The organism is Saccharopolyspora sp. NPDC003752 (assembly GCF_053605825.1).
Genome location: NZ_JBSGJZ010000035.1, coordinates 25,122 through 41,504, shown reverse-complemented (window position 1 = coordinate 41,504; position 16,383 = coordinate 25,122). Strand labels below are relative to the sequence as shown.

The window sequence follows — 16,383 nt, the reverse complement described above, 5'->3', positions numbered from 1 at the left end:
GATGTGCCCGCAATTTCAATGGAAATCGGACCTTCGATTTCCATTGAAATTGCGGCCGATCGCCGGTCAGCCGCGGTTCGGGGTGCCCACTGTGGAGTGTGGTTCGCCGGCTTCGGCCTCGACGGCGGACACCTCGATCGCCGCGACGCCGGACGGCGGCGTCGGCGCCGCCGACCACCGGGCGGTGGCGCGGTGTTCGTCGACGCGCAGCCGCGACCAGCCGTTGCCGCCGAGGGACGAAATCGCGCCGAGCACGATCTCCGGCAGGTCGCCGAGCGCCGGCCCGAGATCCATCGCGACCCGGACCAGCGGCGGATCCACCGCGTACTCGGTGATCGCGGCCGTGTGCGACAGACGGCTGGCCACCGCCCGCGCCGGCCACTCCGCGCCCGCCCGCCGCTCGGTGACCACGTCCACGAGCAGCTGCAGCCGCGGGCGGGGGTTGCCGCGTTCGTCCAGGTCGCCGATGCTCTCCGGCACCTCCGCCGGCGGTTCGTCCGGGTCGCCGGGGTCGGACCTGCCGAACAGGATCGATCCGCCGGACCACGCCTCGACCAGCAGTCGCTCGCCGCCGGCGACCAGATCGCCCACCAGCTCCGGGTGTTCCACCACCGTCCACGCCGTCGGCGGCTCGCAGGCCACCCGGTGCCTGGCGTAGCCGGGCCCGAGCTCGCGCAGGAAGTTGCGTACCGCGCGGGACAACCCGGCCACGTGCTGCGCGGTTTCCTCGCTGGCCCGGCTGATCGTGACCGACCAGCAGCCGGGCTCCTCGTCGGAGCAGTCCCCGGACGCCACGATCCGGCCGTCGATCCGCCGCACCAGGCCGCGGCAGGCGGCGCGGGCGGCGGTCTCGTCGTCGGCCGCGACGACAACGGTGATCAGCAATTCGAGCTCGGTGTTCTCAGCCATCGCGAGAAGCATTCTCGCGCACTGAACCGGAACGTCGAACGGATGATCAGGTGAAGTCGCGACGCGCGGGCGGACGGCTTGTGCCCGACGACACAGCCGACCCGTTTGACCCTCACACTGGTGTGATGGTTGGAGCATGGCCGCAACACCCGGAAAACACCGCGACAGCAGGGAAAACCCGTCGCGGCAGCCCGATCAGGAGGCGGCAGTGCACAACCAGCTCTTCGACTACAGCCCGATCGTCGACCGCGCCCCGCTGCGGTGGCCGGACGGCGCCCGGCTGGCGTTCTACGTGGGCCTCAACGTCGAGCACTACGAGATCGACCGGCCGTCCACCAGCATCTTCGCCGGTACCAGGGACCTCGCGCCCGACCCGCTGAACTACGGCTGGCGGGACTACGGCCCCCGGGTCGGCATCTGGCGGCTGGTGGACATCTTCGACCGGCACGGCATCCGCCCCAGCGTGCTGCTGAACTCCGACGTCACCGAGCACAACTCGCAGATCATCGACGCGGGCAAGCAGCGCGACTGGGCCTGGTTGGCGCACGGCAAGAACAACTCGATCCTGCAGGCGGACATGCCGGTCGACGAGGAGCGCGCCTACCTGCGGGACGTGGTGGACACCATCGAGGCCGCGACCGGCACCCGCCCGCGCGGGTGGATGGGGCCGGGGCTGACCGAAACGTTCCACACGCCGGAGCTGCTCGCGGAACTCGGCCTGCGGTACGTGCTGGACTGGAGCAACGACGACCAGCCGTACCGGCTGAACGTGCCCGGCCTGCTCAGCGTGCCGTACCAGACCGAGCTCAACGACGTGACGCTGTTCGTGGGCACCGGGGTGAGCGGCCAGGACTTCCTGCAGGCGGTCAAGGACCAGTTCGACCAGCTCTACGCCGAGTCGGCGGACAGCGGGCGGGTGATGTCGCTGGCGCTGCACCCGTTCGTCATCGGCCAGCCGTTCCGGGCCAAGTATCTGGACCAGGCGCTGGAGTACATCACCGGCCACGAGGGCGTGTGGCTGACCACCAGCGACGAGATCGCCGAGTCCTACGCCAGGAACTAGTTTCCCGGCTCACCTCGCGCGGCGGTGCGGGCGGCCCTCCTGCGGGAGCTGCAGCCGCCTAGAGCTGCTGCTCGGTCTCGGCGGGCGGTTCGCCCTGGTCCAGGCCGTAGTAGTGGTAGAGGTCGCGGCCTTCCTGGTCGGAGAGGTGGCCGTGCTCGGCCTCGATGCGCGGGGCGTTGCGCACCCGGTCCTTGGAGACGCGCAGGTCGAGGCGGTTCTCCTCGGTGGTCGCGCCGGCCAGCGGCACGAAGGTCTCCTTGACGCCGAACACGCCGATCCGCACGGTGACCCACTCCGGCTGGTGGGTCACGTCGTCGACGTAGACGTTCCCGACCCGGCCGACGCGGTCGCCGTTGCGGTCGAACACCGGAGTGCCGATCAGGTCCTGTGCGCGCTCGACGTTCATGGCCACCTCGCTCGCTCCGCCCCACCCAGAGGCGCCGACCCCCCCGTCGGCAATCCTCAAGCTGCCCGTGGAGAGCTTGAGCTGCAACTGCGCAAGCGACACGCCTCACCTGAACAGGTAATGATCGAGATTATTCGGCGTCCACTATTAATGATCCTTCATTTTCGGCCATGGCTCGCGCGCCGACTTCGTCCTTGCGAAATCGCGCGGAGGCCAGTGGTCACGAGTTCAGCTCGCGGCCGATGAAGGTGAGGACGTCGTTCATCACCTCGGCCTTGTTGGTCTCGTTGAACAGCTCGTGGCGGCCACCGGGGTAGATGTGCTCGTGGAACTCGCCGCCGCGAATCCGGTCGATGCCGGTGCGGGTGTCGGCCTCCGGCACCAGCTCGTCGTCCTCGCCGTGCACCCACAGCGTCGGCCGGTCCAGCGTCGGCCCGTCGTTGATGGCCAGCAGGCACTCGTCGATCGCCTGCAGCGTGGCGCGCTTGAACGGGCCGTGCCAGACCAGCGGATCGGCGATGTACGCCGCGCCCACCTCGGGGTCGCGGGACAGGATCGCCGGATCGATCGGGGCCTCCGGGATCTCGTCGTGCTCCAGCAGGTCCAGCACGTGCCAGGTGCCCAGCACCGGCGCGGACAGCACGACCGCCGCAAGGTGCTCCTGGTGCTCCTGCGCGTAGCGGGCGGCGAGCATCCCGCCCATGGAGTGGCCGATGAGGACGACCGGCAGGTCCGGGTGCTCGGCGGTGACCTGCCTGCGGAGCTCCTCCAGATCGGCCACGATCGTCTCGGCGTCCTCGAAGTAGACGCGGTCGCCGGGGGAGCGGCCGTGCCCGATGTGGTCCGGGGCGTAGACCAGCGCGCGGGCGCCGACCAGCTGCTCCGCGACCCACTGGTACCGGCCGGAATGCTCGCCGTAGCCGTGCACGACCAGCGCGATCCAGCCGGGGTTGGTCCCCGACCACTCGCGCACCGCCAGCTCGCCGTGCCGTCCGCTGACCACTCGATCCGTTGACTCGATCATGCCGCCACCCCAGCACACCTCATCCGGTCGGGCCAACCCCGGTCCTTCGCCGCCGAACGGCGATTTCGCGCGAAATCGACCGGCTCCCGGTGCGGGAGCGCCGATTCCGCGCGAAGCCGCGCTGCCGTCACTGGTGGTACGCGCTGTTGTCGATGCTGCCGAACCCGCAGACCGGGCCCACGTTCCAGGTGACGGGGAGCGCGTCGGTCTCGTCCGGCGGGATGACCTGCGCACGCACCGGAGTCGGCTGGCAGGGGCCGTCCATCGGCTCGCCCTCGTGCGGGACGGCCGTCCAGTGCAGCGTCGCGCGGGCCGACGCACCGGGTGCCAGCGTGATCAGGACCGGGCCGGGGTTCGGCGTCCGCTCCATCTTGGTGGGCACCGCCTGGCCGGAGGCGTCGACCAGCTGCATCCCGCCGTAGCCGTAGAGCGTGCAGGTCTCGTTGCTGGAGTTGCGCAGCACCAGCTCGGCGTAGCGCTGGCCCGCTCCGGCTTCGGCGCCCTCCACCGAGCCCGTGAGCATCGAGGTGTGGCAGCGCTCCACCTTCTTCGGCTGGACGCGCCCCGGCGACGAGGCCGGCGTCGTGCTGCCGCCCGTGGCGGGGCCGTTCCCGGCGGCCTCGGAAGCTTGGGGATCCGGTCGTGCATCCGTGCTCGTCGCCGGTGGTGCCGGCTGGACGTTCTGCTCCGGTGCTGTGATTGCCTGGCCGGTCTGCGCGGTTTGCGCGCTGTGCGCTCCGCAGGCCGCCATCAGCCCGGCGATCAGCAGGGCCCCGGACGCCTGGAGCGTCCGCGAGCCGAAAATCCGCAATCGGTTCGGGGTCACGGTGACCACCTCCCGTCCCCCGGCCTCGCGGGCGGGGTCGTCGGTATTTGCTCTGCTGTTCCTGAAGACGTCCGGCCGTTGGCGAGGTTGCCCGCACGGTCGATTTTCCGCCGTCGGTGACTTCGTGACCTGCGGTGCGGCGGATGCTCCGGTTGCCCCGATCGACTGCCTCGACCAGCGGATCGAGTGACTGGCGACTGCGCCGAATAGGTCTTGCCACGGCTAAGTGCAACCCGATTCGGGTAATTCACGGCGCCGCGAATCCGTTACGCATTGCGCAGATATCGACCGATCGGGTGGGGATCTTGACCTGAACGGCGGGACTGCCACTTTGCCCGACTTCGATAGTTTGGCAACTGCAGAAAGGCCGAAGTCAGGGGGTTGATCATGGCCGAGCGAATTCCGGGCATTGATGTCGCGCGATATCAGGGGGAACCGGACTGGGGGGCGGTTCGCGGCGCGGGATATGCCTTCACGTACATCAAGGCGACCGAGGGAATCGGATATGTGAGCCCGACGCTGGACGCCCAGCTGGCCGGCGCCCGCGGTGCCGGGATGGTCACCGGGCTCTACCACTTCGCCCGGCCGGACACGAATTCGCCGCAGCAGGACGCGGCCGACTTCGCCGCCCAGCTGGCGCGGCTGAACTCCAGCGCGGCGGGCAACCTGCCGCCGTGCCTGGACATGGAGACCGACGCGCCGAACCTCGGCGGCTGGATCAAGGGGTTCATCGACGCGGTCCGCGGGCACACCGGGCGGCACGAGATCGTGGTCTACGCCTCGACGTCCTGGTTCCAGAGCAAGCTCGCGCCGGAGACCTGGGTCGACCCCGGCGTGTTCCTGTGGGTCGCGCACTACGGGCGCCCGCCGGGCGAGCCCGGCTACCTCACCGACCGGGTCGCCATCCACCAGCACGCCTCGGACGGGAAGGTTCCGGGGATCGCCGGCGACACCGACGTGAACGTCTCGCTGGTCCCGCTGGAGGTGCTCACCGGGGCCGGTGCCCCGCCGCCACCGCCGCCGCCTCCGCCGCCGGCGGAGACCTACGTCGTGCAGCCCGGCGACACGCTCTCCGAGATCGGGCAGAAGCTGGGCGTCGACTGGCGGGAGATCGCGCGGGTCAACGGGATCACCGATCCGGACCTGATCTACGTCGGCCAGGTGCTGAAGATCCCGCGCTGAGATGGTGCCGTGCTCCCGGCGGAGCCCCCGGCGATCCTCGTGACGGGCGTCCGGGGCTCCGCTGGCGTGCGCTCTTCCGGCGAATTGCTCAAAACGTTACTGCCGCGTACGTCGTTGCCGCACACTCGCGATCAGTACCGACTACCGTTTTTCGCGTGAACATCGCGCAAGGTGGAGGTGAACGCGATGGCGGGTACAGCTGAGCTGGTCCGAAGCCACTGGACGCGTGGCGAGCCGGGTCGGGAGGCTCCCCCGGAACTCGTGATCGCGCTCTATCGCTGGTGGGTGATCGCGATGGCGCTCAAGATCGCGGGCGCCACCTGGGACATCTGCTGGCATTTCCGGTGGCTCCGCGACGACCTCGCGCCACCGCACATGATCAACACGGTCGGCACCGCGATCGTGATCGGACTGGTGGTCTTCCACACCTACACCGGCATCGGCGCCGATCGCGCCACGCTGCGCTGGATGCAGTGGGGGCTGGGCATCTTCCTGGTCGCCGCGCCGCTGGACGTGATCAACCACCGGGTCAACGGGCTGGACATCACAGCGTGGAGCCCGTCGCACGCCCTGCTCTACCTCGGCACCGGGCTGATGAGCGTCGGCCTGCTCCGCGGCTGGGCCCGCTACGGCGGCGGCGACCGGTACTACTACCCGATCACCTGCTTCCTCTGGTTCACGGTGCTGGACAACTTCCTGTTCCTCAACCAGCACCAGGAATACGGCGTGCTCGGGCTGGCGGCGTGGGAGCGCGGCACGCCCTACGCCGAGGACATCCTGCTGCAGTTCGCCGCCGACGACCTCGGACGGCCGCTGGACTGGATCGCCGTCAAGTCCTTCACGCTCCCGGTGCCGGACTGGGTCTACCCGACCTGGGCGGTCATGACCGGGCTGGGCACGCTGCTGCTGGCCCGGCAGCTGGTCGGGCGCCGCTGGACGGCCACCACCATCACCGCCGGCTACCTCGTTTTCCGTTGCGTGGCCTGGGGATTGCTGGCGGCGGCCGACTTCCCGATCTCGACCGTGCCGTTCTTCCTGCTCGCCGGGGCGGTGGCGATCGACCTGTCGTTCCGGCTGGCGCCGCGCATCCGGCCGTTCGCCGGGGCGGCGATCGTGACCGCGGTGGCGTACCTCGCCCTGCTGGTGCAGCAGACCTACATCGCCGCGCCGCCGGTCGACTACTGGTCGGTGCTGTACACGGTGGTCATGTTCGCCGCGGTGTGGTGGGGCATCTCGTACCTGGTCGAAACCGAGCGCGGGCGCCGGCTGCTGTCGCGCGGTCAGACGATGACCGGGGCGCGGGAGAGCACGACGCCCAAGCCGTAGGCGATACCCATCACGCCGACCTCGGCAGCGGCCCAGCCGATCAACGCGGCGCGCTGGTGGCGCGCGATGCGGGGCAGCAGGCGGAACCGCATCTGCGACGCCACGATGCCCAGCAGCACCAGGCAGCCGGTCTTGGCCAGGATGATCTGGCCGTAGCCGGTGTTGATCAGGCCGGGCAGGCCGACGGTCGGCGTGATGATCAGCACCATCAGGCCGTTGAACAACCCGGAGGCGCCGACCACGACGATCGCGATGGTGGCGAGCTTCGAGAATCGCGGCAGGGCCTCGGCGAGCAGCCCGCGGCGCGGAGCGACGAACAGCGCGATCGCGGCCAGGCCGCCGGTCCACATCGCTGCGCCGATCACGTGCAGTTCCATCGAGATCATGCTGAAGTCGTGGTACTGCCAGTCCGTGGCGTGGCCGGTCAGCGGGATCGGGAGCAGGCCGAGCAGCGCGATGATGGTGCGCAGTTCCGCCGGGACGCTCTCGCCGAACCGGACCGCGAGCAGGCCCAGCGCCGCGCACACCAGCCCGGCGCCGGCGCTGGCGAGCAGGCCGGGGCCGGCCGGCACGTTCGCGACGTAGTCGATCAGCAGCTGGGTGGTCACGGGCCGGCCGGGGCTGAGCTCCGCGGCGTGCAGGACCAGCGAGACCAGGGCGCTGAGCATCCAGATCAGCGAGGTGATCACGGTGGCCCGCCGGGCCAGCGCCATGACCGGCTCGGTGTGCTTCGGGCGGTCGAAGCCCAGCAGCTTCGGCAGCAGGCTCAGGCCGACGGTCCCGAGCGCCGCGATGTCGAGCACGGCCCGGGCGACGGGCAGGCCGAAGTGCACGAGCGGCGGCGGGTCGGGGAGGCCGGGGATGGTGCCGACTGCGGTGTAGGCCGTCGCGGCGAGCGCGGTCAGCAGCGCACCGCCCAGCAATGCGGCCACCACGGCTGCCTTGGCGCCGAACACGTTGCGTTCGTCGGTGTCGGCGGGGTGCTCCGGCTTCGCGGTCCGGCCGTGCTGGGAGACATCAGAGTCGGCAGCCACGAGTGCATCGTCTCACCCGGACGAGCGCACATCTGCCTTCGGTCCCGAGGATGAGCCGAATCTGATCACGGGTCGTGACCGATTTGTTTCGGTGCGCGAACGGTTTGCGGGGCGTGATGTTGTCGTGATGTCGCATTCGTCACCGGTTCCGAGACGATTAGTTGATCTTCATTGTTTCCGATTTCCCTGCTGGCGAGGTGTTTTTGGCGGCGCATCGATATTCCGCGGGATTGCGGTCGAGACGCTGCCGCCGTCCTCCGGGCGAGTCGGGATGTGTTGCTGGCAAAGTCCTCAGCGACGTTGTTCTACAGTCGTGCACGTGGATCCGGCGGACAGTGCAGAAGCGCACGCGCGAGGTGCGTCCGGCGCGCCTCCATCGTGCGCGAGCGCAACGGTTCCGAAACTGGTTGGGTTCATTCCACTTGTTTCTCCTGGCGGTCGACTTTCGTTCACCGGATCGGTTCACGCATATTCGTCTGGCGTTTCACGAGCCGCCGCAATTCCGTGCTTTGCTGTAATGCCCGCCGGGCGGGCCGGGATGTGCGTGCGGGTTACCCGGAGAGTTGGCCGGGTCGGTGCCGCAGCGTGTTTACGCAGGTCCGGCGGGGTTCTGGGGCCGGTTCCGGGGCGTCGTGGCCTGGGGGCCCGGCGGACGCCCCAGGGTGCGAACCCGGAACGTCTCAGGGAAATTGGGGGTCCGGCCCCGGATGTGAGCCGGACTCGCGAGACGCGAGATTGAGCGGTGTGGACGGACAGCGAAGGCGGGAACCAGCGGGTTCGGAGCCCGATACTGGTAGCAGGCCTACGCGGCGGACGCCGCGGGGCTCGAAAGCGGGACGTGACATGGATCGCGCACTAGGGTGTTCGGCAGCCGAACGTTCCCGCAGCCTGGTGAAGAGGACTGATCCGGTCGTGCAGCACCATCCGGCCACCGTCGCGGGACGTGGTCCACGATGACTGCGCTCGCGGTACTGCTCGCCGCACTGGGGGCCTGCGGTTATGCCGTGGGGGCGAGGCTGCAGCACGCCGCTGTGCACGATGCGATGGACGGCCGCGGACTCGGCCTCCGCAGCCAGGCCCAGCTCATCCGCAACCCCCGCTGGCTGGGCGGCCTCGCCGCGCTCGGCAGCGGCACCGTCCTGCATGCCTGCGCGCTCGGCCTGGCACCGCTGAGCGTGGTGCAGCCGGTCGGCGTGCTGGCGCTGCCGATCACCGTCCTGCTGAACCTCAGGCAGCAGGGCATCACCGCCCGGGACCTCAAGCCCAGCGTTGCGCTGTCGGTGGTCGCGGCCACCGGCGGCGTCGGCGCCTTCGTCTTCCTCGCCGCGGGCAGCGCGACGGCCACCCCGATCGCCGGTGACGAGCAGCTGCTGGCGACACAGCTGGTGGCCGGCGCGATCCTGGCGTTGGGCGTGCTCGCGATGCTGACCCGCTCGAAGGCCCGCTGCATCCTCTTCGCCGCCGGTTGCGCGGTGGCGTACGGGTACGTGTCGGTGCTGATGCGGGCGGTGGCTCAGCAGCTGGGCACGACCGAGCTGCTGGACATCAACCCGCTTCCGCTGCTCGGCATCGTCGTCGCGATGGTCGTCGGCGGTTGGCTGCTGCAGCACGGGTACGCCAGCGGCCCGCCGGACCTCGTGGTGGCCTGCCTGACCGTGATCGACCCGCTGGTGGCGGTGGGGCTGGGCATCGGCCTGCTCGGCGAGGCCGACCAGGTCAGCGCCTGGACCGCCGCCGGCGAGGGCCTGTGCGCCGTCGTGGCCTGCGCGGGCGTCTTCGCGCTGGCCCGCTACCACCCCGACACCCAGGAACGGAGCGAGCCCGCCGCCGCTGCGTTCTCCTCGACCACCATGACCACTGCGACCTCAACGAACACTGTGAACGGCAGCAGTGATCTTGCCGGACCGAGTTCGACAGATCGTCCTGACGGGAGTTCCACTTGACTTCGCAACCGCCCAGCAGGCGCCCGATGCGGATCGTGGTCGGCGCGACCACTTACCCCCCCGACGTGAACGGGGCGGCGAACTTCGGCCACCGCTTGGCGACCGGGCTGTCCGGTCGCGGCCACGACGTGCACGTCGTCTGCCACTCGACCGACCGGGAGTCGCGCTCCGAGGTCGAGGACGGCGTGACCGTGCACCGCGTCGCCTCCTACGGCTCGCCGTTCCACCCGTCGATCCGCGGCCTCCTCCCTTGGCAGGCCCGCCAGGCGGACCGGCTGATCGCCGAGATCCAGCCCGACGTCGTGCACGTGCAGTCGCACTTCTTCATCTGCCGCGGCCTGATCAACTCGGCGCTCCGCCGGGACATCGGGCTGATCGCCACCAACCACTTCATGCCGGAGAACATCTTCGGCTACTTCAAGGTCCCGGAGTTCCTCCAGCAGGCGGCCGGCCGCCTGCTGTGGCACAACCTGGTCAAGCACTACGGGAAGGCGCAGCTCGTCACCGCGCCGACCCCGCGCGCCGTCCAGCTGCTGCAGGAGAACGGGTTCACCGACCTGGCGCTGCCGGTCTCCTGCGGCATCGACGTCGAGCGGTACCGGCGGCGGGCCCGGAGCTACCGCAAGCAGAACCCGGACCCGGCCGTTCGCACCGTGCTGTTCGTCGGGCGCCTCGACGAGGAGAAGCACATCGACGACCTGCTGCGGGCCATGGCGCTGCTGCGCACAGAGGTGCCGACGCGGCTGGAGATCGTCGGCAACGGCAGCCGGCGTGACGCCTTCGAGCAGCTCGCGGTGGAACTCGGCATCGCCGACCGGGTGCACTTCCACGGATTCCTCAGCGATGACGAACTCCTGGACGCCTACGCCCGCGCGGACCTGTTCTGCATGCCCAGCATCGCCGAGCTGCAGAGCCTGGCCACCATGGAAGCCATGTCGGCGGGCACCCCGGTGGTGCTGGCCAACGCCATGGCCCTGCCGCACCTCGTGCAGCCGGGCGAGAACGGCTGGCTCTACCCGCCGCGGGACGTGCACGCCCTGGCCCGGGCGATCGACGACGTGATCAGCGATCGCGCGACGATCGACCGGATGGGCGCGGCCAGCGAGCGGTTCGTGTCCCGTCACGACATCGACGAGATCCTGGGCCGGTTCGAGGCGATCTACCACCACGTGACGGACCCGGAGAGCACCGTCGAGCTCGACGAGATCCGCACCGAGCTGGCGAGCTGACCCACCATGATCGTCCCGGAACTCCAGCCCGCGGAGCGGGTGGAGCACATCAGCGGCGCCGAGCTGCACTACTGGGTCTACCGCGACCACCTCGCCGAGAGCGGTTCCACCTCGCCGGTCGCGTCGACCGAACCGGTTGACGCAGCCGAGACGGTGGTGATGGTGCACGGCCTGCGCGGTACCCACCACGGCCTGGAACTCGTCGCGGCGGGCCTGCCGGACCAGCGCGTCGTGATCCCGGACCTGCCCGGGTTCGGGGACTCCGGGCCGATGACCGGGCGACGGCACGACGTCGCCGGCTACGCGCACGTCATCACCGAACTCATCGAGCGGCTCGGCGGCCGAATCCGGCCGGTGGTGCTGCTCGGGCACTCCTTCGGCTCGATCGTGGCGTCGCACGTCGCCGCGGGCTCGCCCGAGCTCGTCCGGCGCCTGGTGCTGATCAACCCGATCTCGACGCCCGCGCTGCGCGGGCCCCGCGTGGTGCTCTCCGGGCTGACCTCCGCCTACTACACGCTGGGCAAGCGGTTGCCGCTCCGGGCCGGGCACTCGTTGCTGAGCAACCGATGGGTAGTGCTCGCCGCGAGCCGGGCGATGACGCGGACGAAGGACAAGCAGCTGCGCGGGTTCATCGACGAGAACCACCTGCGGTACTTCAGCCGCTTCCACAGCCCGGCGCTGCTCAGCGAGACCTTCGAGGCTTCGGTGACGCACACCGTCGCGGACCACGTCGACGAGCTCGGGATGCCAGTCCTGCTGATCGCGGGGGAGTCCGACGAGATCGCGCCCCTGGCCGGCCAGCGCGCGCTGGCGGCCCGGTTCGCGGACGCCGAACTCGTGGTGATTCCGGACGTCGGCCACCTGGTGCACTACGAGACGCCGGAACCGGCGGCCGAAGCGATCCGACGATTCCTCGGAACGCCATGACCGGCCTCGGACAGCACGGGAGCGGTACCTCCGGCCGGCGTTCGGGCGAGGCCGGGGCGGCGACGATGAACGTGTTCGTCGACGCGCGTTGGACGCGAACCGATCAGCACGACGGGATCAGCCGCTTCGGCGCGAGCTTGATCGAGGCATTGCACCACCTCCATCCGGTGACGATGTTGATCCATGACGAGCGGCAGCTGCGGCTGCTGCCGTCCGGGGTTCCGCACGTGAAGGTCAACAGCCCCTTCTCGCCGCGGGAGCTGTGGCTTTCCCGCACGCTCAACCGGCTCGGCGCGGACGTCGTGTTCAGCCCGATGCAGGTGATCGGCGGCTTCCGGCGCGACTACCGGCTCGTCCTCACGCTGCACGACCTGATCTACTACCGGCACCCGCAGCCGCCGGGTTTCTTGCCGCTGCCCGTGCGCATCGCGTGGCGGCTCTACCACAAGGCGTTCTGGCCGCAGCGAGTCATGCTCAACCGGGCGGACGCGGTGGTCACGGTCAGCGAGACGACCCGCAAGCTCATCGAGGAACACCGGCTCACCCGGCGCTCGGTGACGGTTGTCCACAATGCACCGTCTCCGTCGTCGGGGGACGATGCCGGCGACAGAGAGCCCGGCGCCGATTCCGGTGCGGAGCCGGGCGGGCCGCGGGAGCTCGTGTACATGGGCTCGTTCATGCCGTACAAGAACGTGGAAACGTTGATCGCGGGCATGGCTCTCCTTCCGGAACACCGGTTGCACCTGGTCAGCCGGATCGCAGCCGCGCGCGAGGCGGAATTGCGCGCGCAGCTGCCTCCGGACGCCGATGTCGTTTTCTGGCATGGCATCAGCGAAAGCGACTACCAGGCGCTGCTCGGCAGGGCGAGCGCCTTGGTGACCGCTTCGCGGGACGAGGGTTTCGGGTTGCCGATCATCGAGGCGATGAACGCGGGGACGCCGGTGGTCTGCAGCGACCTGGAGATCTTCCACGAGGTGACCGGGGGACACGCGAGGTTCTTCGATCCGGGGTCGTCGAAGGGCTTCGCCGCCGCGGTGCGTGCCGTGGAGGATCCCCGGGCGCGTGCGGATCTGATCGCCGCGGCTCGAGGTCAGGCGGCGAAGTTCACCTGGGCCAACTCCGCCGAACGCCTGCTGGAGCTGATGCGGGACCTGGTCCGCTGAGTTCCTGCCGGGAATCGGTGCTGCGCGTGTTTCTGCGGCGGGTTCTCAGGCGTCGTCTCGGGGGGACGGCATCGGCGCTGCGCATCGGTGAATGCGCGAACGGGATGTCGTCGACGGCGTCTGAGATTCCGCCTGCGCCGCGAATTGCTGTCGAGGCAGGCTCTCGCCGGTCAGTGCGACCAGATCTTGATTGCTCGCGCGACGTATGCCGCCCGTGGATTCTGGGAACCCGTTGGATACGTGCTGAATTCCGCTTCGGTGTCGCAGTCGGGATCCTGGTAGACCGTCACCGGGCGGCCGGTGTTGTTCGCGAAGGACCGCGCCTCCGCACCCTGCTGGAGCCGGACGCACTGCTCCAGCGAGGTCGCCTGGAGGCCGACCGCGTGCGACTGGCCGGTGAAGTTCTCCTCCGGCCATGTGCAGAAAGACCCTGCGGGGCAAGGGCTTTCGGGTGGCGCGGCGTAGGCCCCGCCCGCGCCGACCGCGATCGCGGTGAGGACGGACAGCACCGGGACGACTATTCTCCGGAGGCCGCTCAGCCAGACCCCTCGCCGGGCGGACGAGCGGATCGCGATTCGGCGCGACGCGGCGGAAGAAGCGCACTTGGACATGCTAAAACCCTTTCCTGGGCGGATAATGAGTGGATAGCGACCGAAATCGGCGCGCTGAAAACAAGATTCCCGAAGCCCGGATCGGAATGCCAGCGAATTTGCTGGATACACCCCGACCGGGTGGAATTCCGCGCCTGCGCGCAATGTCGCGGCGCCGCGGCGATCGGCCGGGCGGGCTGTCGGAGCGTCCCCGACTGCGGTATACAGGCACTCGGTTACCACTCGGTAGTGCGGAGGTCGGCAGTGACGTTGGACGCTGATGTCATCGTGGTGGGCGCCGGTCTGGCCGGCCTGGTCGCCGCCGCCGAGCTGGCCGACGCGGGCCGCCGGGTCGTGCTGGTCGACCAGGAACCCGAAGCCTCCCTGGGCGGCCAGGCGCACTGGTCGTTCGGCGGCCTGTTTCTGGTGGACTCCCCGGAACAGCGCAGGCTGGGCGTCCGCGACTCCCACGAGCTGGCCCTCCAGGACTGGCTCGGCTCCGCCGGGTTCGACCGGCCCGAGGACCACTGGCCCCGGCAGTGGGCGGAGGCCTACGTGGACTTCGCCGCCGGGGAGAAGCGCTCCTGGCTGGTCGAGCAGGGAGTGCGGTTCTTCCCGCTGGTGCAGTGGGCCGAGCGCGGCGGTCACCTGGCGACCGGGCACGGCAACTCCGTGCCGCGGTTCCACGTCACCTGGGGCACCGGCCCCGGGGTGCTCGCCCCGTTCATCCGCCGCGTGCGGGAGGCCGCCGAGCGCGGCCTGGTGACGTTCCGGTTCCGGCACCGCGTCAGCGAGCTGATCACCAGCGGCGGAGCGGTGACCGGCGTGCGCGGCGAAGTGCTCGTGCCGAGCGCGGTGGAGCGCGGGCAGCCGAGTTCTCGCGACGTGGCAGGCGATTTCGAGCTGCACGCGCAGGCCGTGGTCGTCGCGTCCGGCGGCATCGGCGGGAATTTCGACCTGGTGCGCCGGAACTGGCCCGAGCGCTACGGCGAGCCGCCGAAGGAGATGATCGCCGGCGTGCCCGATCACGTGGACGGGCGGATGCTGGAGGTGGTGTCCCGCACGGGCGGGCGCATCATCAACCCGGACCGGATGTGGCACTACACCGAGGGAATCCGCAACTACGCACCGATCTGGAGCAGGCACGGCATCCGGATCCTGCCCGGCCCGTCGTCGCTGTGGCTGGACGCGCAGGGCAGCCGGCTGCCCTCGCCGCTGTTCCCGGGCTTCGACACCCTCGGCACGCTGGAGCACATCGTGCGGACCGGCCACGACTACACCTGGTTCGTGCTCAACCGGCGCATCATCAGCCGCGAGTTCGCGCTGTCCGGCTCCGAGCAGAACCCGGACCTGACCGACCGCAGCATCCGGAAGCTGCTGCAGCGCGGCGGCGGCGCCACGCCGGGGCCGGTCGCCGAGTTCGTCCGCCGCGGCTCCGACTTCGTCGTCCGGCGCACCGTGCCGGAGCTGGCGCGCGGGATGAACGACCTGGTCGGCGAGCCGCTGATCGACGCGGCCGCGCTGGAACGCGAGATCGTCGCCCGGGACCGCCAGGTCGAGTCGGGGCTGGGCAAGGACGAGCAGGTCATCGCCATCCGCGCGGCCCGCCGCTACGTGGTCGACCGGATGATCCGGGTCGCCGAGCCGCACCGGCTGCTGGACCCGGCCGCCGGGCCGCTGATCGCGGTGCGGCTGTCCATCCTGACCCGCAAGACGCTCGGCGGGCTGGAGACCGACCTGTCCGGCCGGGTCCTGCAGGACTCGGGCGAGCCGCTGCCCGGGCTCTACGCGGCCGGGGAGGTCGCGGGCTTCGGCGGCGGCGGTGTGCACGGGTACCGGGCCCTGGAGGGCACGTTCCTCGGCGGCTGCCTGTTCTCCGGCCGGCAGGCCGGGCGAGCGGCCGCCGCTGCCGTCGGCTAGCCCTGCTGACCTGCGGAGTTCGCCCGGCTCGCGGACAATCGGATCATGCGAGATCCGGCCGAGTCGGGCCAGTTGGTGCTGCGGATCGGGCGCGAGGAGCTGCTGATCCGGCGGCGCTACGAGGTCATCAGCATCGTCAACGACTTCCTGATCGCCGTCTGGTTCGCCGTCGGCAGCCTGCTGTTCTTCCACGAGTCCACGGCGACCGCGGGCACCTGGCTGTTCCTGCTGGGCAGCTGCGAGCTCGCGGTGCGGCCGGTGATCAGGCTCGCGCGGCACGTGCGCCTGCGTCGGTTGCGACCGGCCGGGTTGCGCGGATCTGATCAGGATTTCTGACCCGCCCATTCCCGGCGGCCGAATGCGACTCGATCACAGGAAGCAGCCGCTGACGAATCCGGTGACGCGGGTGCGGCGATTCGTGATGTCGAACCATTCCGAATTCGCGGATCCGTCCGGGCAGCGGACGGATTCCCCGCGGGTCGCCTGGCGAATGCTGACGTCGTCGCCGGGATTTCCCACGCCGCGTGCGGCGCTGCCGGTATCGGGCGCCGAGCGGATCAGCACCCCGGACTCGCGGAAGTCGCCCGACCGGCCGTGGGAAGCCTTCTGGGCCAGCTCGACCAGGCCGTTCTTGACTTCGGCCGCGATGATGACGACCTGGGTTCCCAGCCCGGACATGGGCAGGACGGCGGCGGTGACCGCAGCGAGCAGTGCATTGCGAACCGTTCGCATGGAATACCCCCCCGATTCGCCCGCCGGATCGCTTCCCATTGCCCCTGCTATTGCCGAAGCGCCCCGATGGCGGGCAGTTCCATTTTATGGAGAATTGCGGCCGCCCGGC

17 protein-coding genes are annotated in these 16,383 nt (G+C 70.0%); 10 read left to right on the top strand and 7 right to left on the bottom strand.

All coding sequences use genetic code 11. The annotated features are described in order from the left end of the window. Positions 1-66: 66 nt before the first annotated feature. The gene (locus tag ACWEV3_RS33210) at positions 67-909 is read right to left on the bottom strand and encodes a hypothetical protein (RefSeq protein ID WP_452617672.1); all 843 of its coding nucleotides are present in this window, start codon (positions 907-909) and stop codon (positions 67-69) included. A gap of 136 nt (positions 910-1,045) precedes the next feature. On the opposite strand from ACWEV3_RS33210, the gene ACWEV3_RS33205 reads away from it, so the two are divergent. Next, positions 1,046-1,972: a polysaccharide deacetylase family protein gene (locus tag ACWEV3_RS33205; protein WP_452617671.1), complete on the top strand. Its 927-nt coding sequence runs from the start codon at positions 1,046-1,048 to the stop codon at positions 1,970-1,972. A gap of 58 nt (positions 1,973-2,030) precedes the next feature. Here ACWEV3_RS33205 and ACWEV3_RS33200 read toward each other — a convergent pair whose 3' ends face one another. The 3 genes from ACWEV3_RS33200 to ACWEV3_RS33190 form a co-directional block, all read right to left on the bottom strand. Next, positions 2,031-2,378, bottom strand: a complete 348-nt coding sequence (locus ACWEV3_RS33200; protein WP_452617670.1) for a PRC-barrel domain-containing protein — start codon at positions 2,376-2,378, stop codon at positions 2,031-2,033. A 220-nt stretch (positions 2,379-2,598) separates the two neighbouring features. Beyond that, positions 2,599-3,402, bottom strand: coding sequence for an alpha/beta hydrolase (locus tag ACWEV3_RS33195; RefSeq protein WP_452617669.1), 804 nt, complete (start codon positions 3,400-3,402; stop codon positions 2,599-2,601). 127 nt (positions 3,403-3,529) lie between these two features. Then, positions 3,530-3,925 (bottom strand): DUF4232 domain-containing protein, encoded by a 396-nt coding sequence (locus ACWEV3_RS33190; protein ID WP_452617668.1) that lies wholly within the window; start codon positions 3,923-3,925, stop codon positions 3,530-3,532. Between ACWEV3_RS33190 and ACWEV3_RS33185 the strand changes: the two genes are divergently transcribed. The 3 genes from ACWEV3_RS33185 (at position 3,918) to ACWEV3_RS33175 (ending at position 6,736) form a co-directional block, all read left to right on the top strand. Further along, positions 3,918-4,418: a hypothetical protein gene (locus ACWEV3_RS33185; protein WP_452617667.1), complete on the top strand. Its 501-nt coding sequence runs from the start codon at positions 3,918-3,920 to the stop codon at positions 4,416-4,418. The genes ACWEV3_RS33190 and ACWEV3_RS33185 overlap by 8 nt on opposite strands. Before the next feature lie 197 nt (positions 4,419-4,615). Further along, a complete protein-coding gene (locus tag ACWEV3_RS33180; RefSeq protein ID WP_452617666.1) occupies positions 4,616-5,410 on the top strand; it encodes a GH25 family lysozyme in 795 nt (264 codons plus the stop codon). Positions 5,411-5,596: 186 nt separating this feature from the next. Further along, the gene (locus ACWEV3_RS33175) at positions 5,597-6,736 is read left to right on the top strand and encodes a hypothetical protein (RefSeq protein ID WP_452617665.1); all 1,140 of its coding nucleotides are present in this window, start codon (positions 5,597-5,599) and stop codon (positions 6,734-6,736) included. Here ACWEV3_RS33175 and ACWEV3_RS33170 read toward each other — a convergent pair. Then, positions 6,691-7,770, bottom strand: coding sequence for a copper resistance D family protein (locus ACWEV3_RS33170; RefSeq protein WP_452617664.1), 1,080 nt, complete (start codon positions 7,768-7,770; stop codon positions 6,691-6,693). The genes ACWEV3_RS33175 and ACWEV3_RS33170 overlap by 46 nt on opposite strands. Positions 7,771-8,723: 953 nt before the next feature. On the opposite strand from ACWEV3_RS33170, the gene ACWEV3_RS33165 reads away from it, so the two are divergent. The 4 genes from ACWEV3_RS33165 to ACWEV3_RS33150 are packed head-to-tail and all read left to right on the top strand — an operon-like array spanning position 8,724 to position 13,032. After that, positions 8,724-9,713: a hypothetical protein gene (locus ACWEV3_RS33165; protein WP_452617663.1), complete on the top strand. Its 990-nt coding sequence runs from the start codon at positions 8,724-8,726 to the stop codon at positions 9,711-9,713. Next, positions 9,710-10,942: a glycosyltransferase gene (locus tag ACWEV3_RS33160; protein WP_452617662.1), complete on the top strand. Its 1,233-nt coding sequence runs from the start codon at positions 9,710-9,712 to the stop codon at positions 10,940-10,942. The genes ACWEV3_RS33165 and ACWEV3_RS33160 overlap by 4 nt, the downstream gene beginning before the upstream one ends. A 6-nt stretch (positions 10,943-10,948) precedes the next feature. Continuing rightward, positions 10,949-11,869, top strand: coding sequence for an alpha/beta fold hydrolase (locus ACWEV3_RS33155; protein ID WP_452617661.1), 921 nt, complete (start codon positions 10,949-10,951; stop codon positions 11,867-11,869). Beyond that, a complete protein-coding gene (locus ACWEV3_RS33150) occupies positions 11,866-13,032 on the top strand; it encodes a glycosyltransferase family 4 protein (protein ID WP_452617660.1) in 1,167 nt (388 codons plus the stop codon). The genes ACWEV3_RS33155 and ACWEV3_RS33150 overlap by 4 nt, the downstream gene beginning before the upstream one ends. Before the next feature lie 170 nt (positions 13,033-13,202). Here the strand turns inward: ACWEV3_RS33150 and ACWEV3_RS33145 are convergent, their stop codons facing one another. Then, on the bottom strand, positions 13,203-13,541 hold the full coding sequence (locus ACWEV3_RS33145; RefSeq protein ID WP_452617659.1) for a peptidase inhibitor family I36 protein: 339 nt from the start codon (positions 13,539-13,541) through the stop codon (positions 13,203-13,205). Positions 13,542-13,886: 345 nt separating this feature from the next. Between ACWEV3_RS33145 and ACWEV3_RS33140 the strand changes: the two genes are divergently transcribed. Continuing rightward, entirely contained in the window at positions 13,887-15,542 is a 1,656-nt protein-coding gene (locus tag ACWEV3_RS33140; protein WP_452617658.1) for an FAD-binding dehydrogenase, read from the top strand. A gap of 45 nt (positions 15,543-15,587) precedes the next feature. Next, positions 15,588-15,878: a YrhK family protein gene (locus ACWEV3_RS33135; RefSeq protein ID WP_452617657.1), complete on the top strand. Its 291-nt coding sequence runs from the start codon at positions 15,588-15,590 to the stop codon at positions 15,876-15,878. 33 nt (positions 15,879-15,911) lie between these two features. Here ACWEV3_RS33135 and ACWEV3_RS33130 read toward each other — a convergent pair whose 3' ends face one another. Continuing rightward, positions 15,912-16,274, bottom strand: coding sequence for a hypothetical protein (locus ACWEV3_RS33130; protein ID WP_452617656.1), 363 nt, complete (start codon positions 16,272-16,274; stop codon positions 15,912-15,914). Positions 16,275-16,383: the final 109 nt, after the last annotated feature.